29 protein-coding genes are annotated in these 19,540 nt (G+C 47.4%); all 29 read right to left on the bottom strand.

Features of this window, described 5'->3' with window-relative positions:
- Window positions 1-195, bottom strand: coding sequence for a hypothetical protein (locus LRL21_RS41695; protein WP_240421656.1), 195 nt, complete (start codon window positions 193-195; stop codon window positions 1-3).
- Window positions 192-620, bottom strand: a complete 429-nt coding sequence (locus LRL21_RS41690) for a phage tail terminator family protein (protein ID WP_240421655.1) — start codon at window positions 618-620, stop codon at window positions 192-194. The genes LRL21_RS41695 and LRL21_RS41690 overlap by 4 nt, the downstream gene beginning before the upstream one ends.
- A gap of 1 nt (window position 621) precedes the next feature.
- On the bottom strand, window positions 622-1,116 hold the full coding sequence (locus LRL21_RS41685) for an HK97 gp10 family phage protein (RefSeq protein WP_240421654.1): 495 nt from the start codon (window positions 1,114-1,116) through the stop codon (window positions 622-624).
- The gene (locus LRL21_RS41680; RefSeq protein WP_240421653.1) at window positions 1,113-1,484 is read right to left on the bottom strand and encodes an ABC transporter ATP-binding protein; all 372 of its coding nucleotides are present in this window, start codon (window positions 1,482-1,484) and stop codon (window positions 1,113-1,115) included. Before LRL21_RS41680 ends, LRL21_RS41685 begins: the two co-directional genes overlap by 4 nt.
- Before the next feature lie 2 nt (window positions 1,485-1,486).
- Window positions 1,487-1,852: a phage head-tail connector protein gene (locus LRL21_RS41675; RefSeq protein WP_240421652.1), complete on the bottom strand. Its 366-nt coding sequence runs from the start codon at window positions 1,850-1,852 to the stop codon at window positions 1,487-1,489.
- 11 nt (window positions 1,853-1,863) lie between these two features.
- Complete coding sequence (locus tag LRL21_RS41670; protein ID WP_240421651.1) at window positions 1,864-2,160, bottom strand: spike base protein, RCAP_Rcc01079 family; 297 nt, start codon at window positions 2,158-2,160, stop codon at window positions 1,864-1,866.
- Between the two features lie 56 nt (window positions 2,161-2,216).
- A complete protein-coding gene (locus LRL21_RS41665; RefSeq protein ID WP_240421650.1) occupies window positions 2,217-3,260 on the bottom strand; it encodes a major capsid protein in 1,044 nt (347 codons plus the stop codon).
- Between the two features lie 24 nt (window positions 3,261-3,284).
- Complete coding sequence (locus LRL21_RS41660) at window positions 3,285-3,641, bottom strand: hypothetical protein (protein ID WP_240421649.1); 357 nt, start codon at window positions 3,639-3,641, stop codon at window positions 3,285-3,287.
- A 16-nt stretch (window positions 3,642-3,657) separates the two neighbouring features.
- On the bottom strand, window positions 3,658-4,281 hold the full coding sequence (locus LRL21_RS41655; RefSeq protein WP_240421648.1) for a phage scaffolding protein: 624 nt from the start codon (window positions 4,279-4,281) through the stop codon (window positions 3,658-3,660).
- 128 nt (window positions 4,282-4,409) lie between these two features.
- Window positions 4,410-4,574 (bottom strand): hypothetical protein, encoded by a 165-nt coding sequence (locus LRL21_RS41650; protein ID WP_240421647.1) that lies wholly within the window; start codon window positions 4,572-4,574, stop codon window positions 4,410-4,412.
- Window positions 4,574-6,397: a minor capsid protein gene (locus LRL21_RS41645; protein ID WP_240421646.1), complete on the bottom strand. Its 1,824-nt coding sequence runs from the start codon at window positions 6,395-6,397 to the stop codon at window positions 4,574-4,576. Before LRL21_RS41645 ends, LRL21_RS41650 begins: the two co-directional genes overlap by 1 nt.
- Entirely contained in the window at window positions 6,394-6,609 is a 216-nt protein-coding gene (locus LRL21_RS41640; protein ID WP_240421645.1) for a hypothetical protein, read from the bottom strand. Before LRL21_RS41640 ends, LRL21_RS41645 begins: the two co-directional genes overlap by 4 nt.
- Complete coding sequence (locus tag LRL21_RS41635; protein WP_240421644.1) at window positions 6,575-8,059, bottom strand: phage portal protein; 1,485 nt, start codon at window positions 8,057-8,059, stop codon at window positions 6,575-6,577. The genes LRL21_RS41640 and LRL21_RS41635 overlap by 35 nt, the downstream gene beginning before the upstream one ends.
- Window positions 8,060-8,073: 14 nt before the next feature.
- Window positions 8,074-9,492 carry a DEAD/DEAH box helicase family protein gene (locus tag LRL21_RS41630; protein ID WP_240421643.1) on the bottom strand — a complete coding sequence of 473 codons (1,419 nt, stop codon included), beginning with the start codon at window positions 9,490-9,492 and terminating at the stop codon, window positions 8,074-8,076.
- A complete protein-coding gene (gene terS / locus LRL21_RS41625; RefSeq protein WP_240421642.1) occupies window positions 9,485-10,375 on the bottom strand; it encodes a phage terminase small subunit in 891 nt (296 codons plus the stop codon). Before terS ends, LRL21_RS41630 begins: the two co-directional genes overlap by 8 nt.
- A 70-nt stretch (window positions 10,376-10,445) precedes the next feature.
- Complete coding sequence (locus LRL21_RS41620; RefSeq protein WP_240421641.1) at window positions 10,446-10,625, bottom strand: hypothetical protein; 180 nt, start codon at window positions 10,623-10,625, stop codon at window positions 10,446-10,448.
- 85 nt (window positions 10,626-10,710) lie between these two features.
- The gene (locus tag LRL21_RS41615; protein WP_240421640.1) at window positions 10,711-10,926 is read right to left on the bottom strand and encodes a hypothetical protein; all 216 of its coding nucleotides are present in this window, start codon (window positions 10,924-10,926) and stop codon (window positions 10,711-10,713) included.
- A gap of 131 nt (window positions 10,927-11,057) precedes the next feature.
- The gene (locus LRL21_RS41610; protein WP_240421639.1) at window positions 11,058-12,095 is read right to left on the bottom strand and encodes a DNA cytosine methyltransferase; all 1,038 of its coding nucleotides are present in this window, start codon (window positions 12,093-12,095) and stop codon (window positions 11,058-11,060) included.
- The gene (locus LRL21_RS41605) at window positions 12,092-12,628 is read right to left on the bottom strand and encodes a ParB N-terminal domain-containing protein (protein WP_240421638.1); all 537 of its coding nucleotides are present in this window, start codon (window positions 12,626-12,628) and stop codon (window positions 12,092-12,094) included. The genes LRL21_RS41610 and LRL21_RS41605 overlap by 4 nt, the downstream gene beginning before the upstream one ends.
- Before the next feature lie 56 nt (window positions 12,629-12,684).
- A complete protein-coding gene (locus LRL21_RS41600) occupies window positions 12,685-12,864 on the bottom strand; it encodes a hypothetical protein (protein WP_240421637.1) in 180 nt (59 codons plus the stop codon).
- A gap of 595 nt (window positions 12,865-13,459) precedes the next feature.
- Window positions 13,460-14,155 carry a hypothetical protein gene (locus LRL21_RS41595; protein WP_240421636.1) on the bottom strand — a complete coding sequence of 232 codons (696 nt, stop codon included), beginning with the start codon at window positions 14,153-14,155 and terminating at the stop codon, window positions 13,460-13,462.
- A gap of 88 nt (window positions 14,156-14,243) precedes the next feature.
- A complete protein-coding gene (locus LRL21_RS41590; RefSeq protein WP_240421635.1) occupies window positions 14,244-14,558 on the bottom strand; it encodes a hypothetical protein in 315 nt (104 codons plus the stop codon).
- Between the two features lie 281 nt (window positions 14,559-14,839).
- Window positions 14,840-15,289 carry an ASCH domain-containing protein gene (locus tag LRL21_RS41585; protein ID WP_240421634.1) on the bottom strand — a complete coding sequence of 150 codons (450 nt, stop codon included), beginning with the start codon at window positions 15,287-15,289 and terminating at the stop codon, window positions 14,840-14,842.
- A 273-nt stretch (window positions 15,290-15,562) separates the two neighbouring features.
- On the bottom strand, window positions 15,563-16,210 hold the full coding sequence (locus LRL21_RS41580) for an HNH endonuclease signature motif containing protein (RefSeq protein ID WP_240421633.1): 648 nt from the start codon (window positions 16,208-16,210) through the stop codon (window positions 15,563-15,565).
- Window positions 16,211-16,212: 2 nt separating this feature from the next.
- Window positions 16,213-16,443 carry a hypothetical protein gene (locus LRL21_RS41575; RefSeq protein ID WP_240421632.1) on the bottom strand — a complete coding sequence of 77 codons (231 nt, stop codon included), beginning with the start codon at window positions 16,441-16,443 and terminating at the stop codon, window positions 16,213-16,215.
- 5 nt (window positions 16,444-16,448) lie between these two features.
- Entirely contained in the window at window positions 16,449-17,594 is a 1,146-nt protein-coding gene (locus LRL21_RS41570) for a hypothetical protein (protein ID WP_240421631.1), read from the bottom strand.
- Window positions 17,591-17,773 (bottom strand): hypothetical protein, encoded by a 183-nt coding sequence (locus LRL21_RS41565; RefSeq protein ID WP_240421630.1) that lies wholly within the window; start codon window positions 17,771-17,773, stop codon window positions 17,591-17,593. Before LRL21_RS41565 ends, LRL21_RS41570 begins: the two co-directional genes overlap by 4 nt.
- Window positions 17,773-19,017 carry a hypothetical protein gene (locus tag LRL21_RS41560; protein ID WP_240421629.1) on the bottom strand — a complete coding sequence of 415 codons (1,245 nt, stop codon included), beginning with the start codon at window positions 19,015-19,017 and terminating at the stop codon, window positions 17,773-17,775. Before LRL21_RS41560 ends, LRL21_RS41565 begins: the two co-directional genes overlap by 1 nt.
- Window positions 19,018-19,022: 5 nt before the next feature.
- On the bottom strand, window positions 19,023-19,538 hold the full coding sequence (locus tag LRL21_RS41555) for a crossover junction endodeoxyribonuclease RuvC (RefSeq protein WP_240421685.1): 516 nt from the start codon (window positions 19,536-19,538) through the stop codon (window positions 19,023-19,025).
- Between the last annotated feature and the right edge of the window lie 2 nt (window positions 19,539-19,540).

The raw sequence follows: 19,540 nt of genomic DNA, 5'->3' as shown, positions 1-19,540 counted from the left end.
TTAACCCTCCACCCTTCCTAGAAATTCACCAATCAACCCATCAACTTGCGCCTGCGTATACGCCTGCCCATCATCCAGCAGCGCGTTAAGCAGGTCCTTTTGCTGTGCTGTGTATCTTTTGGCTTCGATGAGCTGCTGCTTGCTAAATGTCGGAGCTGCAGACTCTTTGAGCTCGTTCACTTCATCTCTTTTCATTTGATGTATTCCTCCTGTTTGATTTTCTCCATTTTAGGTACCAGTTCTTTAGGAGCAAGCAATCTAATGTTGTAGCTGACAAAGAAGTGAAGCACATTGTCAACGACTTCATGTTTCAACCTGAGCCCTCGATGGATAACGCCATTCGATTCGATGGTTATCAGCTTTTCATAAAGCCGATCTGCCATGGTCTGACAGGATGTTTGTTCATCCAAACTATCGGGGTCTGGAAAGAACATGACGTTATACATGAGTGATCGTGTGTACCGCTGGCCTAAACCCTGCTCCTGGGCACCGTCGATTAATCGAACAAAAAAAGCAGGTTCAGTGAAACCCTGCTCAATATGGTTAATGTATTTATCATAGTCCGGCTCCAATTCTTCGAGTCTAGCCAGAATCCCGTTTCGAATATCCTCGTTGGTCATCTTACCACCCCAAATTCTGCTCCAAGAATTGTTTCATTTTCCGATCCAGAAAGGCAGGCATTTCGCGTTCCAACTCTTCGATCGATTTGGTCAACATGAACCTACCTTCTACCCATCCCATGCCGTTTTTTGCATTCCTTGCCCTGTGTCCATACTCTACATACATCGCATATGGTACAGGGTTAATGATTTCAACTTGGTAGCCTCCTGCCGTTCGTTCAACCTGACCGACTGTCCAGCCGCGTCGAAGTGTACCCCCTTGCTTGCCATGTGCCCTTGCAAAGAATCGGACTTCCTTGCCGGTCTTCGTAGTGAACTCAACCCACTTATCCTCATACACCCCTACAGGCGTTCGAGCCTTTGTTTTGGCGAGTAGTCGTCCGACAAGCTCTTTAATACACTCTTCGTAGAATTGTGGGAGCTTGCCCTGCAATCGTTGAAGGTCCTTTTGGAGCTTCTTCCAATCTTCAAAATCAAAGCTACCCATGCTACTCATGCCCGATCAACCCTTTTAAGCATGATTTCTTGGTGTGTTGGGTACCGGAATGGCTCTCCAGCATGTTTACCTTTAAACGTCATACCATCTTGAGTAACGGTGATCAAGCTGCCCGGCTGGATCGTCACATCAGGCGATATGAACAGCTTGGCATCATAATTAATCTCATTGGCTGTGTCCGATGCTCCAGCAGCTGGCAAGGACGCCTGAGACAACGCACAAGGTTGATTGAGCAACACAGGAGTAGCCTGCTGCTTGTTTGCCTTCGTGTCTGGGTCTTTGGTCTTTACAAACTCTGTGACTGTACAAAGCCCCTCGTAAGTCATCTCAATCGCCGCCCGTTCAGCAGCAACATTCCCAAACGCCATACTTACCACCTCAATTTCCGGAATGCAATCAACTGACTTTCATAACTCTGCACAAAATCCGCTCCGGACCCAACTTTAACAACCGGCTTAGCAGAACCAAAGTTCGTTTGTACATCACCACGCTTGACACTGGTTACTGCTGCAGGAGCTTGCTCAAATTCTGTCGGATACTTGCCCCGGTAATAATCCTCGGACATGACTAAAATCACATTGTTCAGCGCTTTCGGGATAGCTGTGATATTGCAATAGACCAACACAGCTTGGACCACGGTTTCCAGAACAAAGGTGAGTCGTTCATCCTTAGAAGTATCGTCGAGTGTTATTCCCAGCAGCATCTTGAGCTTAATCAGGTATTCAGCAATGGTCACAGTATTGCCTCCTATCGGACAGCTACAATACCTGTAGCCGTGGTACCCGTTGCATGTATCCGTTTGACTGCCAAAGGGTGGAACACACCCGCTGGCAAAGCTGTAAAGGTTACGGTAGTTCCATCTGCCATATCGACCTTTAAATCACCATCCGCTCCCACATACACATACTTGGTTGCGCCTTCCGCCAGGTCAACCGTATTGCTTGGAGTCACGGCTAGCGCGGAACGTGCAGATTGAGTGGTTGGTAACGGGTTACCCACCCCTACCCATAGCCATTTTCCTGTAGCTCGATCATAAATTTGCATGTTATTCTCCCTTCACCGCTCTATGGCGGACAAAAATAGAGAGGATTGCTCCCCTCTTAATTCACCTTCGCAATGAAAATATTGTCAATCGTTTCGAAAGACGGCAGCACGATCTCGGAAACAATGGTTTCCACATTTACTGGATGCGGTTCTTTGATCGTGGTAACAGCAACGCCGGTATCAACGATCGAAACCTCGGCAGAAGTGGCTCCTGACATTAGATCTGCCTCTTCAGGAGTTGTGCCGTACCATGTGTTGCCTAAATTGCCATCAGGGATGAGTGTAAAGTAGTCATCCGGAAAAAACTGGTGTGTTGACCCATCTTGTAAAGCATACATTTTGTCATAGACAGCAACCTTAAGCTTTAGCTTTACCCGGAGATATTCTTCAAGCATGGTATCAGTCATGATCACGTTTTGGCCGCCCAGAGGGTTCATATCCAAACGGATCGAAGGGTGTGTAAGCAGGTATCCCCACGTTTTTGTCGTGCAAATAGCACGCGAAATGGTTGCCCCAGTATCCGTATTAATTGTTTTTATCCATGCCTGGATATTTTGGACTGGTTGACTATCTGGATCAGCCCATTTATTGGTACCCGCCAGCGTAACTTTATGGGAATTGGGCAGTTTGAAATCATAGTCAAAGTCTTGGCGGTTCGCAGTAATCCGGATTTTGCCGGATGACAACAACTGCATGATCATCCGTTCAGGGATAACTCTGGCACCACTAACTAATGTCGAAACATCGTCAAAAATCTGCGTGATCAATGGCATGATATAAGCTTCATTAGCCCCATCAGCTAACCGCAGTAATTCCTGCCTATCTTTCTCGCCGATGCGCATTGCTTCACGGAAAAACGGCATTTCTGTTTCTATTTTCGTAAACCCAATACGGTCACGCAAGGTTGCTTTAGCGTCAAATGCTGAAGGCTGCAGTGATACAGGCAGCCCTTTCGATCCTTTAATCCACTTTAGGTCTAGTCCCAGTTTTTTCTTGGGAGGGAACAATGTCGCACCCAAGTAAGGAATAGTATTAGATGGAGTACTTGTGTAGTAAGTTGCAATGTTTTTTGAGTTGACCATGTCAAATATTGTTGGCATGTATTTGATGCTCCTTTCCGCCTATTAGGCGATAAACGTGATTTGTTTTAATGCAGTTACAGCAGCAGTAATTGGAGCAGCAGGAAGCTTGGCAAGATCAATGAAGCCGTGGATGATCATGGCGCCCGGCGCCGGTCCGTATGTCACATCGACATCATTCAGCAGGACGCCCTCGGATCCGGAACCATTTGCAGCTACCGCAAGGTTGGCTGGATTCGAGAGAATGCTATTACCAACAATCGTACCTGCAGGCACAATCTTTTTACCGTCTACTGCCGAAATGCCCGTATCATCCACGGTTACCGCAAGAGCCACATAATGGTCCGGGAATTTAAGGATTTGCTTGTTGTTGCCATAAACCGTTTCAACAAATTTGCTCATTCGCTTTCAACCTCCATTATTTAAAGTACGATTCTTGGGCTTTTGCAAGCCCCTCGTTCTGTTTGGCGAAGTCAGCCAGGCGCTTTCCAAATGCCCCGTCTTTATCGCCTTCATTGCCACCATTTCCGCCACCCTCAGGCGGTTTAGTTCCTCTAAACTGGAATTGCCCGCCCTTATCTTCCGGGACAAACAAAAAAGCCTTGCTCGTTTGCAGGGCTTTGATTTGGTCGTCCAAACCGGCTTTTACGCTGCCGGTTTCGTCCAGCACGATTTTTGATTTGTCCAGCAGGCTTGCCACAATATCAGGGTCATGCACCTTGCCGCTAAGAGCCAGCTTAACGGCTGTACCCAGGCGTAGCTCCTTCAGATCAGAGTCATACTTTTCCTTAGCACTCTTGTTATCCGTCTGCAACTGCGTAATTTGCTCCTTCAATGCCGCAGCATCACCGGTTGACTTCTGGAGCTCATCAAGCTGCTTGTCTCGCTCCTTCAGTGTATCCTCGGCGGTTTTCTTTGCCGTATTCACTTCGTCAAACCTTGCTTTCGGTACAAACCCTTTCAATTCCTCAACGGATGCAGTTGCAGCTTTTGTTGCCTGTTCTTCCGTTAAACCCAATGCTATAAACTGTTCTTTATTCATTTTATATCCCTCCGGATTCATCTTCGCTTTTTTACCCGGTCGCGACCGGTGATGTCTTGTTCTTTAACGTCAGCAATACCAAAAGGACGGCAAACAAAAAAGCACCCTCCGCTTTATGGGAAAGTGCTTTATTCCGTCTTCCATTTCATTGATCCTTGATCTACTTTTTCCATTTGAGATTTTAACTTTTCATATAGCGGCTTTACTTCCTCGGGTGCTCCCGTTTTCAGAATCACAGTATCATTCCCGAAATTAATCCAAGGAGCTAACTTTGGTGAAATGAATGGAACCATTACATCCCCGCCTCCTTCAGCTTTCTCTTCAATATGTTTATGACCTCAAGAGCAAGACGCCGCGGATTAGCTGTTCCAATAGCTTCAGCAAATGCCTCTGCCAAAAATTCTTTCGTGTTCTTATTGGCGTAATTGCTAAGCTCGTCTATGATGTTTTGAGCGGTATTCTTTATTCCCAGATTTGCTAGTGCTTCCGCCATAATCGCCTGAGACAGAAGTCCCTTTGTTATTCGGGACCAAATGACTTGTGCATCATCAACCGATATCGCCGCTCCCGTCCATGCGCCCATTACCTTCATGGCATGCGCATACTCAAGTAAATGCCCAAACTCATGCACAAAAAGGGATTCCTTTGTCGAACCGATAGGCCAATGCTTAGCATCAACCGATGCTTTAATTATATCATCAATGTCGGATGAATTGTAATATCTGGTTGATATTTTCAGGTTTGCAAATGCCATACCTCCCTCATAGGTCAGCCCAGCTTGAGCAACAAAATCCTCAGTATCAACAGCTTTTATCTCCTTGGCAAAGCCTTTGATGCTCGGGAAATTCTCCATTGCCTTATCGATCGCCCGGTTCATCGAATTGGCACTCTCCAAGTCAAGCCCCGTATAATCCGCAACCTCAAAACCATAGTCTCTTTTCGCAGCAGTTTCAGCAGCTTGTAACGACTTAGCCGGTACAAATGGAGCAGGTACCGGAGGTTCACCCTCTGGTGGTATGTTTGCCTCTTTCTGTGTCACCTTTGGTGGATCTACCTGAATCGGTGGTGCAAGCTTCGGCGGTTTCTTGGCATCCTCAGCATACTTAGCTGCCCACTGCTCATAGTTCATATCACCTGGCACCATATACGTCTTGCCGTCCGCTCCACGGGCTATACGCTCCGTTATATTGTCCTCATAGTGCGGTACCGTTGTTGACCGGCAGTGTGCATGAAGTGGAGGGTAATTCACGCCAGCTCGCGCTTCTTCCATCGGAAATATTTTCAAATCCATAGCCCGGCAGATATTTGATGTTTTCCGATCCAAAGTGGCCATGAATTGATACTCTTCTACCCCTAACTCGCGGTAGCCATCCAATGTTGCTTGTCCAGAAAAATAAGCCGTTTCCGTCATGACCAGCCGCCTTGCATCCCTCATTGAAACACCCATGCGGTCAGCAAAGGCTTTAATCATCTGATCTGATGGATCGCCGCGTATCAGACTCTGTATGAGCGTGGTATCAAGCTCATTGAGCAGCTTCACCTTGTCCTTCCATATCCTACTGCTAAAAATGGCACCATCGGCAGCCCAAGGTCGTGAGAGCAGCATGTCCAACTGCCTATCATCCAGCTTGGCGAAACTTGCACCTACCCCGAAACCTTTTTGAAGCTCGAATATACTTTTATAATAACTATCCTTGTAGATACCGCCCAGCAGCTCCTTGGTACCTGCCTGCTTCGATGCTGATAGCATTTCGATATGCTGCCTCATTTGCAACTGCTGCGCCTCTAAACGGCTGATATGGACCTTTGCGCTTGCATTCTCCAACTGCTTCATCCAACGTTGATCAATAGCATTCTCGCGGCCTGCTTTGATGTAGTCCTTGACATCCCACTTGAATTCCTCAAGCTCATTGGCCTTAAGCAATTTACGTGCACCTGCAACGCTAACATCATTATTCTTCGCCAATCGCTGATACCAGGCGTCAGTATCCTTCTTGATCTTCGCCATAGCCTTTTTATATTCTACATCAGTTCGATTGGCATAAGCTTCGCCTTTATTTAGCTGGGATTCACTCAGCATTTCAAATCGTTTGGCCCAATATTCAGGTGACTTCATGTGTCATCACCAGAAGGATCTCCCGAAGTAATAAACCCAATTAACGGCAGTTTATCATTGGAGTCAGGGGCATTAACCGCTGTGATGAGCTCCGCAAGGGCATTGAGATCATCGCTATTAACAGGTTCACCTTTTCTGAAGCTATCGGTGCAAAAGGAGCACATGCCGCGGATCATTTCATTGACTTTGCGACTGGTTTCCTGCTCCAGCATCAGGACCACCTCCAATCCCAGCGTAATTTTCCATTTGCCCTAATGCCTCATCCTTTTGTTTCTTGATCCGGTCCAGCTCAGCTTTAACGTCTGTCACATACGGATGCTGCGCAACAAGCGTCTCATCCGACAAAATGCCCACGCTGTTCTTAATGTCATCGATCACCGCGGACTCATCGACCGGCATATCGCGGTTAAAGATGAACGTCACGTCCGCGCCGCTGTAATCGACGCCAGTGGTGTTATACAAATGTGTATCAATAAACCAGCGTAGTTGCTCAAGCGATGCCTGAAACTCCCTCTCGATTAGGCTTGCATCCAAGTCCAGATCGGAGTAAAGGAAGCGCAGAGCCACGCCGCTCGGCGCGCTCCCGAAATTGGCGGCTTGGGTATCAACCCCCCGACCGAATTCATAAATATCCTTCCGGTTCTGCTCTTGGTGCGTTTTATAGGTTTCTGTATTGATGTCCAATCCAAGTGTGTCAACACCACCATCGGCTTCGACAAAAGCGGTTCGGTATATGGCGATATTCTTTCGAAATTCGCTAGCCTTAGTACCCCCATAGTTCTTGACCACATAGATGCTGTCAGGGAGATCCTCCAGGTTGTTCGAATTGTCCGACTTGTTCCGGTCATAGTCATCTACCAACGACTTGATGATTTCGACGAGTGGCTGCTCTTCTTCGTTGTATTTGAAAGCAATGAACGGTATCCGCTCCCAGTTCAGTGGCTTTTCCTCTTCCCCTTGCAGAACAGTGAAGTGGGACCCGGCATCTCCCACTACTACGTCTGGAATGAGGCCCGTACCCCCAACTACATATCGCTTTACCCCTTGTGTATCCCACCATTCGATTTTACGTACAGTTGTATGCTTGATCCCTTCATACACAACAACCTCATAATCCCGGATTAAAGCGTCCAATATCGTATGCTCTTCATCCCTCCAAAGAGGCAGGATCTCTTCGCTTCGCATCTTCTTAAAGGATAAAGCCCCTGCTTCATCATAGTAGACATGTAGCCAAGCAATGCCCGCATTGACTGCAGCTTTCGCGGTGGATTGTAGCCGCCGCAGCATGTATCCGTTAAATACGTCGTTCAGCGCCTTCAGGTACTCATCCGGCTTTGCTTGGATACTCATCGGCTTACCTAAGAGATAGCCCACCTTCTGGTCTACGAGCTTCCTGATAAAGCCGTTGGTCAGTTTATTATTAGCCAGGTTACCTACAAACTCCTTGGCTCCACTCTCCCCTATAGCTGTACGCTTGCGGCTAAGGATATCCGTCTTATTTCGGTAATAGCGTTCCCCGATAGACATCCACTTCCTTTTAGCGGAATTACGCCATTCCCCGGTTTCTAGCTGAATGATCTGCTCGATTGTGGCAGCGGACTGTGCCCCCTCTTTGAGGATCCGTTCGATATTCTGCATTTCGCCATTGAGTGCAAACAGCATTGTTTCCCTCCTTCCTACTTTTCATTTGGGAAATACACACCCGTTTTCTTGCTTACAAATGACAAAACGACCGCATCCGCCCTATCCGGGGAATCCAGCCCTCTCTTCTTCATATCTTCTTTCCGCTCGAGCGCAATCTTTCCCTTGCTGGTCATACGGTACTTCCTCTGGGTCAGCTGTGTAATTAAACGCTCGTCATTAGGCAACTCAACCTCAATAGGCTTTCCTTGGATATGTCCGGAGAAGCACTCCTGTAAAATATCCCGGAGGTCTGCCCAGGTCTCCGTCCCGCGGTTTTCGTAATGCTCATCTTCATTCCTTGTTGGTTTGGATCCGTTGTTAATGGGAATGACTTGCCAGCCCTTCAGTTGCTCCTCCCTGATCACTTCCTCAAGCCGGTCTGTGACGCCGCCACCAACGCCGCTATCATCAACCTTGATTTCAACGCTTCGAAGCAGCGGAAACGATCGGAGCATTTCTCTGGCCGTAGCTATTACATTACCAGCCGTAACCATAGTATCCTGCTTGTTATAGCAACGAAGCTTGAACACCTTCAACCCAATACGCGGGGCAATGACTGTTTCATCATCACCAAAACGTGCAACGTCCACGCCCAAATGGAGCGTGCCACCTTTTGGCTCAACGGATCCGCCAGCTGCCAGTTCCACAAGCTCCAATGCAATAAATGAATCCGCCTCTGCTTTAGGAAAATCCCCATAGACCCGTACACGGACAACATCACTCTCAGCTCCATATTTATCAATAAGCATTTGAATGTTCTCTTTGTTTGTCCGCTTGCTGTCACGGCTGTCAACTTTGTGGGTCCGGTACCGGCTGCGGTCCCGATTGTGGGAATCATAAAAAACCCCACTCGTTCGGGTCGGGTTCCCGCACATCAGCAGTTTGTTCTCCAAACCGGAAAGCGTACCTTGAATAGCCTCCATGATCGGATCCGCGACACCCGAAGCTTCATCTACAACGAACAGCATGTAATCTTCATGGAAGCCCTGCATATTCTCTGGTTTCGTTGCGGTCCGGGCTGTAGCGAACCACCGCTCCTCATGGCCAATCATGTAGACCTTAGTCTTGGTCCATTTAAGCAGGTTTTTAACCATGGATGATTCCAACCATTTAGCAACCTCAGCCCATAATACGTCATTGAGCTGCTGCTTGGTGGGGGCCGTACATACGACACGGGCGTTTGGTCGGCAGCAGAGGAACCAAATGACCAACACCGCCTCGAAACCAGTCTTCCCCACCCCTTGTCCAGAGCGCACGCTTGTACGCGGATGATGAGCAACATCCATCATGGCCGCTTGCTGCCAGTCGTCCGCCTCAAAGTCCAGCATGTCCTCACCGAAAGCTACCGGATCGTCCCAATATAGATCAAGCAGGTGTGCCACATCGGACATTACGTTATAAGGCTTACTCATCAGCAGCCACCCGTGCCTTACGCCGCTGTGCAATCTCCTTTAGTGCGTCAGTCCAGCTTTGTGTTGCACCCGCGACTCCTTGCAGCTTATTCAGCTCGATCTGGAGGATAGCCGTGCGAACTTGCTTTTCCTCATCAACAGCAATAAGCCTATTCTTGAGCTCAATCGCCTTAATCTTCTGCCCCTGTACCCGGGTCAACGCTTCCTCGATGCGGATAATATCCTCAATGGATCGATAGGCAGTCTCCTCTATCTCAGTCGTGACCAGTTCGTCCCGTGAGTTGATGACCGTTGTTGTCTTTCCGGTCTTCTCATCATGAAGCGGAATAGCTTTCTTTGTCGTGCGTAGTTGCTGTAGCACACGCCGTTGATTTTCGGTCAGGCCGTCAGTTAGCCGCTTAATCCGCTGTAGCATGCGACGCTCCCGGATGGTCAGTAACGTTATCGCTTCGTCAGCCTGGCGTACCGGATCGGTGTCAATCTCCCCGAGCAGCTCCTGCTCGTCCTGCTCCAACGTATCGAACCATATGGACTCAAACTCCCCTGTACGAACTGCCTTCTTATTTCCATGCGGTCCACCGTGACCTCCACGGTTACCAAGAGCGTTCTTGCTGCCCTTTGGAGCACCGCCCTTGTTACCAACAGCGTTCTTATTACCAAGTGGCGCTCCTATTCGTTTGGTAACGTTACTATTCGATGTTACCTGCTCATTGGTAACGTTACTATTGATCGTAGCGGCCCATTTGTCCTGACTTTTCCACTTCCGGACCTGTGTTTCCCCGAGTCCCAGCTCGGCGGCAATGTCCTTAAGCTTCATCTTACCGTTGCTATCCAGCCACATCTGCTTTGCTATATCCCTGTCTGGACTTCTTTCTCTAGCCATACTACACGATCACCACCCCCCGAAAAGAAAAAAGATGAGCTGTGACGGCTCATCTCCCTCTTGTTACAGTTCATTCCAATCTGTGCTTATACTTGGTTATAAAATCAGGGTAGGTGTGTACAACCTTGTCTACTTTCTGGTTGTACTCCTTGTACTGCAACCGCCTCACCTCTTCAATTCTTTCTGGAAGGGTTTTACTATTAATACCTCGTTCTTGCATAAGGGCTGTTAACCAATTTTGAATTTTCATTTTCATTTCTCCTTTTCTCTGTATCGACCTCGGCCGTACACTTACATGATAAGAAAAAGGAAATTAAATTTAACACCACAACGTTCTAGAATTCATCCTTTTGCAATTCTATGTCCAGCTCAATGAGCTTCCGCAGATCGTCCACTGTCTTTATCTCAATGTTGCCGTCCTGAAAATCCTTTACCCATCGGGCAATGCCAGCCTTGACGATCTTTCGGTACTGCTCCTTTGATTCCAGAATACCAGCCAATACCGTGAGCTCGTGCTGCAGCAACAAATCCTTATTATCTGATGTTCCCATTGTCGTTCCCCTCGGCTTTCCGTTATTATGGAAAACGAGATAGCGGATGTCTGCAAAATGCCACGCGTGGCGGGCCGCTATCTCAGCCGGGGGAACTCGGTGTGAGGGAGGGCGTTGACGCGCCCTCCTTTTTATTTTGAGCTAAGCCATTGGGAATGTATCTGCTCAGCGATCCGCTGCATCATTAAAGGCGGTACACTCATACCGCAAACATACTGTACATTGGCGTCCATAAAGTCATAATCAGCAGGAAAAGTCTGCATTCGAATGCAATCAGTATTGCTGATATGATTCGGCTGATCCGTACGCAGAAAAACGGATGAGCTTGCAAGTGTGTTTGCGACCTTCTGATCCTTGAGCAGAATCGTATTGAAGTTGCTCATCTTGCCTTCTTCACGCTCCGTCACATCACCGATACTTAAGTCAGACGGTCGCCGCTTTTGCCAACGTTCGAACGTCTTGCTTGCTGGGTTTATCGGTTTTCCTTCCCCGCTGCGGATATCCTTATACAACACTGGGGACTCGTTGAATTCAAGCGTCAGCTGCGGCAATTGCTGGTCTTCTCTAGCCGCTATAAAGAAAAGACGCTCCCGTTTTTGAGGAACGCCCATCGTAGCCGAATTGAGAAGAAACAGCTGCGGTCTATACCCCATTTTTCGAAACCTCGACAATACAAGACTGACGAAGCCACGGGCTTTTCCGATCATCATACCGCGCACGTTTTCAGCCACTACCACCCGAGGCCGCAGTTTATCGGCTACATCAAGAAAGTCGAAGAACAGATCATCCAGCCTCTGTACTGCCTGCCCCTCTCGAAACTTAAAATTCTTTCCCCATTTATCCTCCCGATCCCCCGACGTTGAAAACACGCTGCAGGGTGGCGAACCGTCCAGTATATCCAGACAGAACAGTTCTCTCGGCAGCTCCGTATCAGGCAACGCCATGAATTGCTGGATCGGCATCAGAAAGGGAAAACGCGGGTTGTGATTCGTCTTGTATATTTTCATCATCTGTGGGTCAATCTCCACATTCCCCAACAGCGCGTATCCTGCAAGCTTATAACCCATGGTTGAGCCGCCACCACAACTGAAGCATGAAAACACTGTCCGGTTATGCCGCTGAACGTTGGCAAGGTCAGAAAGCTTCCAGTCCCATGCAGAGTGACTCATGATGGTTCCTCCTGATTAAATACGAAGCCGCATCTTGGACATTTGCAGTCAAACCTTGATTCGTCAAATTCGCTTACATCCAGCTCTCGGTTCTGAAAATCGCCAAGTTGATCAGTGGACGGTTCAGCGAAAGCAGTGAGCAGCCGATTAATTTCACCCTCATCGAAGCCAGATAGATCCAGATCAGTACCATCCCCCTGCAGCTCGGCCAACAGTCTTGCCAACGCCTCATCATCCCAGCGTCCAGAAATTTTATTGAGCGCCAGATTCAGCAACCGCTCCTGCTGTTCATCCAGGTTCACGACTGACACAGCCAGTTCGGTATGCTCCTGCTCGTTAACCATGATCTTGTATCGCTGATGTCCCCCAACCATATTGCCGGTTCGTTCATTCCATACAATAGGCTCCACATAGCCGAATTCTACGATGCTCCGGCGAAGCTGCTCATACTCTGGATCGCCAGGCTGCACATCGATACGTGGATTATAAGCAGCTGCTTTAATCTGATTGATAGGTACGATTCTGATATCCAAAATACTTGCCCCTTTCAAAATAAAAAGCACCGGTTAGGGTGCTTTTGTCATATTATTTATTCTTTGTATATTACCAATGCTGTGTAACTTACTTCTGGAAACACGCCAACTACTAGTGTTGCACTACTGTACTTAATGTCAATAAATTTCTCTGCAGGAATACTCGCTGCATATTTACTTACCTCTCGGGCAAGTGTATCGAAATTCCTATTTTCAAACCCTACTACTGCCACCATTGTATCACCCCCCACCATCACATTTCGACAGCAGGCGACTATTTCCTTTTTAATCCAGACGTATATCCACAAATCGTTCTTGGACAACCCCTTGTGTAATGTCGGTATTTAGCCCAAAGTAAAACCGTCAAGACGAACACACAATCACTTGAACGCCCCTCCTTACCTCCGTTCACCATCATTCGACAGATAGAACACAAAAAAGCCCTACGCCTTATATAGGCATGTGGGGCTTTGTGATAATCGTCTATTCTACGTACTTAGTTACTGAAGCGGTGTTTTAAAAACCGCCTACGGCAACCCACCCACTCCCTCACGTCGCCGTGCGCAGATCGCGCAAGCCTCAGTTCCGTCGGGGTCTATGGAGCGGCAGCGATTCCAAATATTCCTATCCTCAAATCCAGAGGTATTCAAAACCGCCCTTGGTGTGCTCGTGCATTTAAAAGCTTACGTACTTAGTAACTAAATACGTATAAGGGCATTTTACTGCGAACATGCATTCTCGTCAAGAATAAAAAAAGAACGCATAACCTGCGCCCTGTGCCTTGCATATTTAATTGCCTGTACTGAGTATACACTTTCCATCGACCAACCATCAAATCCCGTCCGAAGCGTCCAAAGTGTGCATTTTGTTAGAAACGTACACCACGTTTTTCAATTCTTTTTCATACATGATCCAAGCCATCTTACGGATGACTTCGTGTTTGATTTCATTTAACCAGGTTCTTGATATCCCTACATGAAACGCAGTTTCGTTCATCCTTACCCCATCAAGAATGCATTCAAGCACAGTGACTTCCCTCTCATCCGTTATACTTTCGGAAGCAATATCTATATTTTCGATTTGAGTTTTCAGTTTATTGAGTCTTTTAACCATGCGGTCATACTGCTTTTCATCTACAGTCAGCTCGGTTAGGCGTTTACCTTGAGCCTTAGGCATAGCTGCCTCAATTCCATACGTGGATACAAGCCGATTCGAAGTATCTGGCGTGGATTGCAGAGCCTGGTCAATTTTAATCTGAAGCCGCCGGATCTCCCGCCTCATCCAGCTGTAATCCTTCAATTCTTGCTCAACACGCTGAATAATTTCAATGGCTGGGCTGATATCAAATAGTTCAAGCTGCTGCTTAGATTCTCCAACTTTTTTGCCCTTCCATTGCTCACAACTTTCGATAAGACCGATCGATTTTTCATGGACTCGGCATATGCTTTTTTCACCCCATAAGGTTCCTGGACAATTCCCGCATACCGTTTCCCTGAAAAAGGAATTGATTACATCTTGATCCGCCATTCCTCAACACCGCCCCTTATGGTATTATGGTGATGAGAATGGTTATTCCCCAGCGCCTCCGACCAAGGCACACGCTGGGGAATTTGTTTTATTCTCTTGTTCCTTCAAAATGCTCCATAAAATATTGCATATCGTTCATGATCTGATCTGCGAATTTTGGGTCCGTTTCTACCGTTTTGCCTAACTCGAATTGCAGAATTCCATACACCTCGAATTTTCCCCGTTCTATTTCGTTAGCACCCTCTACTTTTGCTGTAAATTGAATACGGACATGGTTCATTGGTGCGTTGGATAGTTCAATACATTGGATTTTTCCGTCAGGCGTTGCGACAATATAACCTTTTCTATCGAAATATTTTAATAGTGACTGATACACTTCTACAATATCCTCCGGGTTGTTCACGGGTATTCCCCCACTCTATAAGTTAATCATTTAAATCCCATTTCCTCATTGCAATCTGTACATATTTTCATGCGGTTACCGTTCTTGGAATTAACAATAACAAGCTTTGCATGTTTTTCTTCGCACAACTGGCAAAGGATTATACCGCATTCTGGGCAATTCTTTTCATCGGGTTTCATTCCTTATACACCGTCCTATGTTAAAAAGTGGTATCCCTCTTTTACTGCCGCTGCTTGTGCTGCCCGATCTTCACCCTGAAATTAATACTTCCGCTCGTTCTGTCATTGGGAAACCTCCCAGTTCCATAATCCTTGCTGTCCCTTGGCCGGGATCGGCTCTGGTAGTTGCTTAACGTCGGCAAATTCCCAAGCGAAGCGGTCAGGCGCGTACCACCCAAACTCCGCCTCTGTCGAGTTGACCAGCTTCGTGCGTCCGCCCTCTCCGTTATACAGGATCGGCATGCCACTCTGATAATCCTCTCCGATCGACCAGCACTCCTCCAAATTCGCAAACCCAACGATCGCCCCAGTAGGCAGATTGTCTGCCGTATAACCGTGCTTCGCCAGCGTCGATTTGATCGGCTCCCGTTCGCATGCTTCCCCGTCAATGTACTTGGCGGCGTGGATTGCAATTGGGCCGCGGTACTTCGTGGCCCATCCGCGAGTCTCGTTCCCCTTTTCCTCAAGCGCCGCCAGCGTCGCCCATGGCTGCCATATCGTTATAGCCTTCATTGGCCTGCTGCCTCCCCTAAAGCACATTTGATGCATTTGAATTGATTGGGTGGTAACTCTTGGTTAAAACGATGGACTGCCGGTTGTCCGCAAGCGCACCATAACCGCGATAGATTATCTCTGAGTTGGAATGACCCGTCATCTTGTTGCTGTAATACGATAGGACCATGCCCTAAATTGTGTTGACTCATTTGGTTGATCCCTCCTCAATTGCGGCATCCAAAGCCAGTGTCAACAAAAAGGCGACATTAGCAGCGATAACTATAGTCTCGATCATTCGGTTGATACTCCTTCCTCAAAATATCCTTTGCTGTCCGTGCTACGCCTGCCCCTGCGCTTACTTCTCTTCCTTTCCCCGATCTTTCGGTAAATGTCCGCCATAATAATACCGGTTCTTGTGAGGTCTGCGTTGTTTTGAATCAGACCGTTTTTATTCATTATGGCGAGTTGCCCACGCGATATAAGAATCAGGTTGTTCGGATCGAAATTGCGTCGGTTTCCGTCACCAAAAATGATTACGTACCCCTTCGGTATGGGTCCATTATTTTTCTCCCAAACAAGTTGGTGTTTTCCTCGCCACTTGTTTGGGTCGGCGATCTTGACGTCTACGTAATCATCACCGTTGATCCTTTCTGAACCTACAGGCACATAATTGTGTGGCTTGTGACCTTTTTTAAATTGAGTGGCTTCACCGCCAGCCCAATCCTTCTTTTTCCCCTTGTTAAAAGGTGTGCGCCCGGGCTCAAATCTCCCAGTCAATCCGCTACTTAACTGATTATTCTTTTTAAACGCTTTGATCTGAGCAACACGTAAACTCAGACCAAAATTTTTGTTGAATAATTCTGTTAAATTGGCGTTACTACTCTCTTTAACGTTTTCGATTATGAAATTAATCTGATCAGGCTTGAAATGATGTTTCACAGTCAACCCTCCAGCATTTTCGGGATAGTTGTGTCCGCATTCATCCTGTCGTCAACGAGCTTTCTCGCTTCCAGTACAAGAGCACCGTTGGCTATGATTTGAGATGCCACGCTTGTAACAGACTTTGCCCTGTTGATCTCTTCAAGCAGCTTATCGCCGGTCAGACCCTCGTCACTTAACCGTTCTAATTGAGCGAACAAATGATTATTTAAATCCCCCAAAGTATTTCGCATCTGATTCACCCCGCCTGCTGCTTTATCTTCATCCGTTCTATATGCTGATCATTGTGGTAGGCCATAAAGCGCTGCACATACTTCGAAACATCTTCACCAGGGATCAATTCCACGAGATCCGACGTCACGTAATCAGCAACTCTCTGGACCAGAGCAAACAATTCACTCATGACTCGCGTACGATCAAGCTCCGCAGCTTCAACAGCACTTTCAAATAAATCAATGCCGTTATAAACACCGATGCGCTGCTGAATCGGCTGCATGGCGGCAGTAATTGGCACACGAATAATCACTACAGGATCAGCCGCATTTTCGGAAGCGGCATCGATTATTGCCAGCAAAGCGCATTGTTCCTCCTCCAATTCGTTGATCCGAGCACCAGCCTGATCGGCGACGATGGCTGCGCCTTTCAGGAGTTCGTTCAGATGCTTCGTTTCCCTTTCCTCTTCTTCCAGCCTGCGGACCAGTCGTTCGACATCCCCCTCAAGCTTCAGTGTTCGTTCCTTGTCGAATTGGTAACGGGCTTCTAAATCATTGATCTGCCCATTCAATTCAGAAATCCTACGGTCACGCTCCAGAATACTGGTTGCCTCCTGTTCCGATTTCTGAAGATCGGTCTGCAGGTTTGCAGTCTCCTGCTCAGCCCCAATCTCTGCCAGTGTCTCCGTGTTCCCCTGCTGCGTCTCAGGCATAATTTCTTCTGATGACTGTTCATCACTCTGCGTGATCAGTAGCTCTATAGCCCATTCCTCTGCGTCCTTTTCCCGCAAACCCCATTCAGTCAAAAGTGCGTAGAACCGTTTGTTATCAACACCAAGCGATCGACTAATACGCATTCTTCCTTCACCCGAAGCCCGGCGTTGCAGATATTGCTCACGTGTCATTTCAATCGGTTTGGTTATCCGCCCCAATTCCTCCAGCTCCCTTCTCTCCTGTTCTTGGCTCAATCCCCACTCTCTGAGTTGTTTCTTCAACTCTTGAGGGTCATTGTTAAAATAACTTAGCATAATATCTGCGCTACTCTTTCCATCAAACATCGCTTGCAGATACTCCTCACGTGTCATAGATCGCTGCCATTTCTGTATCTGAGGACCTGCATATTTCCGATTAAGTGCAGCCAATTCTTCCGGGGTCAGTGTATACTCTATCATCCGCTCTGCACCTCCCTCTTAATTTCAACAAGTGAGTGCCAGTTGTTCCGTTTGATATCGCCCAACACATCGAAGGCTGCATGAGGCGTTAGACCATCGTTCTCGACCATACCGTCTAGTGCTGCCACTACAAGCTGATGATTGAGATTGTTTAGATCCAGCATTTTCTTCTCACCCATTAAGCAGCACCGTTGCTGCGCTCTTCTTTAATACGCTTCTTGTATTTGCTCCATGCGGCAGCCAATTGGCCGGATGTAACTCCTATGGATGCCGCGATCTGCATCCAAGTCTCTCCGCCTTTCCGACGCTCCAGAAGTGCTGGGAAATCATAAGGAATGTCTTCGAAGCTTGGCTTGTTCTTCAAAATGTAAGCATCGAGGTCCAATGAGTCTGAATTTGTTTCGGTAACCCCGCCACCCTTCGAGTCATGCTCCAAGTCATTGGGGTCGTCATTGTCACCATCAGTATCACCCAGGGGATCTAATGGAATGTCACGAAGCTCACCACCAAAAGCAAGTATTTCACCGATGAGGTAACGAATATGCCCTGGTGAATATCCACCTATCGGGGCAATTCCGATCTCTTTTCTTACTTCGTCAGCATTCATCCCAAGTACGCATTTACCATCTACATATTTTTTAGGGTAAGTTGCCTCTCCATCCACGATAGGAAAAACATACTCAACCCAATTTGTGCCTTTTTGCTGAGCGATAATAACTTGCTTCCCGTCATAATTTGGAGCCATGTTAGATTCATCCATAATCTCAATATCTTCATCTTCTCCAGAAGTTGCTCCCGGATCCGACTGTTGCCCTATATGTTCCTGTTCATCATCTAGCTCATCTTGCTCAGAAGAATCCTCGGCTTTCGATTTTCTCCATTCGTCCCAAGCGGCGGCCAAGGGGGCAACACGGGAGCGATACTCATCGATCAGCTCCACGGCTTTGCCACTGCTCAAACCAGATTCAGTGGCGACTTTCAGATACGTTTCACCATTGTTAATACGTTCGATCCAGCGCTGAACCGGGTACCACCGCATATCTTCATAAATTGGAGCCAGACCGGAAAGGATAAAATCGTCTACGATTTCACGCTCAATTACTTCTGGTACATTTTTAATCGCAAGCTTGTCTTTGGGTAAGTCAAGATCAGCTTCAAGTTGCTCCCCTTCCGGCTTAACCTCGCTGACGATCCCAGTTTCGTCCACCGTATAGGACTTGATCGGCTTATCGGTTTTCGTATTAATCTGCACTTTGAAACGGACAACTTCGGCATTGATACTGATCGCTACCCGGGTATCAACCATTTCATCCAAAATATCAAATTTGCCCTTCAGTTCCGCGTCATTAATTTCTAATACAATCTTTTTCTTCGATCCCATTCCTACCGATTTGAGGATAGCCTTAAATTCTGTAAATGACATGTTGTTCACGCTCCATTGATGTATTTTTGATGATAGGCCCAGCAGAGTGCAATCGCATCGGATGGGTCGAAAAGCCTTTCCTTCACGTCGCCAATTTTATTTTTTCCCTTATTTGCTTTGTACAGCACGGGTACTGCGATCTGATCATAGTCCAAATCGAACAGCATCATCATTTCGGCGGCCACGGTCTCTTTGTCAGCATTCCCTTTGCCCGTTTGCATCTTGAGCTCAGTGGGACGGATGCCCTCGATCCGCTTGCCCAGGTGCAGCGCAGCCAGTGTGACCATGGAATAGGCACCCACTAAGGCAAGTACACTGTTGGCATTTTTAAAATGCACGGGGCGCTCGAGCACGACGATATCTGGCTGCTCCCGTTTTATAAGTTTATAGGAGTCCTGGTATATCGCGTCCAATACATCTGGCATGCTGATTTTGCTATAGTCTCGTAACCCAAATGATGACGGTGTGCCTCTCTTCATTGTCGCCCATCCGGCGTAATTAGTACCGTGATCAATACCCATGA

Origin of the sequence: Paenibacillus periandrae (assembly GCF_022458865.1) — a bacterium.
Lineage (GTDB): Bacteria > Bacillota > Bacilli > Paenibacillales > NBRC-103111 > Paenibacillus_S > Paenibacillus_S periandrae.
The sequence above is the reverse complement of the archived record's forward strand: the minus strand, read 5'-3'. Positions and strand labels throughout refer to the sequence as shown.

Excerpts from the sequence above, each read along its gene's own strand:
- LRL21_RS41630 (WP_240421643.1), bottom strand. The coding sequence starts at position 9,492 with ATGAGTAAGCCTTATAACGTAATGTCCGATGTGGCACACCTGCTTGAT.
- LRL21_RS41615 (WP_240421640.1), bottom strand. The coding sequence starts at position 10,926 with ATGGGAACATCAGATAATAAGGATTTGTTGCTGCAGCACGAGCTCACG.
- LRL21_RS41690 (WP_240421655.1), bottom strand. The coding sequence starts at position 620 with ATGACCAACGAGGATATTCGAAACGGGATTCTGGCTAGACTCGAAGAA.
- LRL21_RS41660 (WP_240421649.1), bottom strand. The coding sequence starts at position 3,641 with ATGAGCAAATTTGTTGAAACGGTTTATGGCAACAACAAGCAAATCCTT.
- LRL21_RS41635 (WP_240421644.1), bottom strand. The coding sequence starts at position 8,059 with ATGCTGTTTGCACTCAATGGCGAAATGCAGAATATCGAACGGATCCTC.
- LRL21_RS41595 (WP_240421636.1), bottom strand. The coding sequence starts at position 14,155 with ATGGCGGATCAAGATGTAATCAATTCCTTTTTCAGGGAAACGGTATGC.
- LRL21_RS41585 (WP_240421634.1), bottom strand. The coding sequence starts at position 15,289 with ATGAAGGCTATAACGATATGGCAGCCATGGGCGACGCTGGCGGCGCTT.
- LRL21_RS41555 (WP_240421685.1), bottom strand. The coding sequence starts at position 19,538 with ATGGGTATTGATCACGGTACTAATTACGCCGGATGGGCGACAATGAAG.
- LRL21_RS41600 (WP_240421637.1), bottom strand. The coding sequence starts at position 12,864 with ATGGTGGCAGTAGTAGGGTTTGAAAATAGGAATTTCGATACACTTGCC.
- LRL21_RS41560 (WP_240421629.1), bottom strand. The coding sequence starts at position 19,017 with ATGTCATTTACAGAATTTAAGGCTATCCTCAAATCGGTAGGAATGGGA.
- LRL21_RS41575 (WP_240421632.1), bottom strand. The coding sequence starts at position 16,443 with ATGCGAAATACTTTGGGGGATTTAAATAATCATTTGTTCGCTCAATTA.
- LRL21_RS41695 (WP_240421656.1), bottom strand. The coding sequence starts at position 195 with ATGAAAAGAGATGAAGTGAACGAGCTCAAAGAGTCTGCAGCTCCGACA.
- LRL21_RS41565 (WP_240421630.1), bottom strand. The coding sequence starts at position 17,773 with ATGGGTGAGAAGAAAATGCTGGATCTAAACAATCTCAATCATCAGCTT.
- LRL21_RS41640 (WP_240421645.1), bottom strand. The coding sequence starts at position 6,609 with ATGCTGGAGCAGGAAACCAGTCGCAAAGTCAATGAAATGATCCGCGGC.
- LRL21_RS41670 (WP_240421651.1), bottom strand. The coding sequence starts at position 2,160 with ATGCAAATTTATGATCGAGCTACAGGAAAATGGCTATGGGTAGGGGTG.
- LRL21_RS41655 (WP_240421648.1), bottom strand. The coding sequence starts at position 4,281 with ATGAATAAAGAACAGTTTATAGCATTGGGTTTAACGGAAGAACAGGCA.
- LRL21_RS41665 (WP_240421650.1), bottom strand. The coding sequence starts at position 3,260 with ATGCCAACAATATTTGACATGGTCAACTCAAAAAACATTGCAACTTAC.
- terS (WP_240421642.1), bottom strand. The coding sequence starts at position 10,375 with ATGGCTAGAGAAAGAAGTCCAGACAGGGATATAGCAAAGCAGATGTGG.
- LRL21_RS41645 (WP_240421646.1), bottom strand. The coding sequence starts at position 6,397 with ATGAAGTCACCTGAATATTGGGCCAAACGATTTGAAATGCTGAGTGAA.
- LRL21_RS41570 (WP_240421631.1), bottom strand. The coding sequence starts at position 17,594 with ATGATAGAGTATACACTGACCCCGGAAGAATTGGCTGCACTTAATCGG.
- LRL21_RS41610 (WP_240421639.1), bottom strand. The coding sequence starts at position 12,095 with ATGAGTCACTCTGCATGGGACTGGAAGCTTTCTGACCTTGCCAACGTT.
- LRL21_RS41680 (WP_240421653.1), bottom strand. The coding sequence starts at position 1,484 with ATGGCGTTTGGGAATGTTGCTGCTGAACGGGCGGCGATTGAGATGACT.
- LRL21_RS41620 (WP_240421641.1), bottom strand. The coding sequence starts at position 10,625 with ATGAAAATTCAAAATTGGTTAACAGCCCTTATGCAAGAACGAGGTATT.
- LRL21_RS41650 (WP_240421647.1), bottom strand. The coding sequence starts at position 4,574 with ATGGTTCCATTCATTTCACCAAAGTTAGCTCCTTGGATTAATTTCGGG.
- LRL21_RS41685 (WP_240421654.1), bottom strand. The coding sequence starts at position 1,116 with ATGAGTAGCATGGGTAGCTTTGATTTTGAAGATTGGAAGAAGCTCCAA.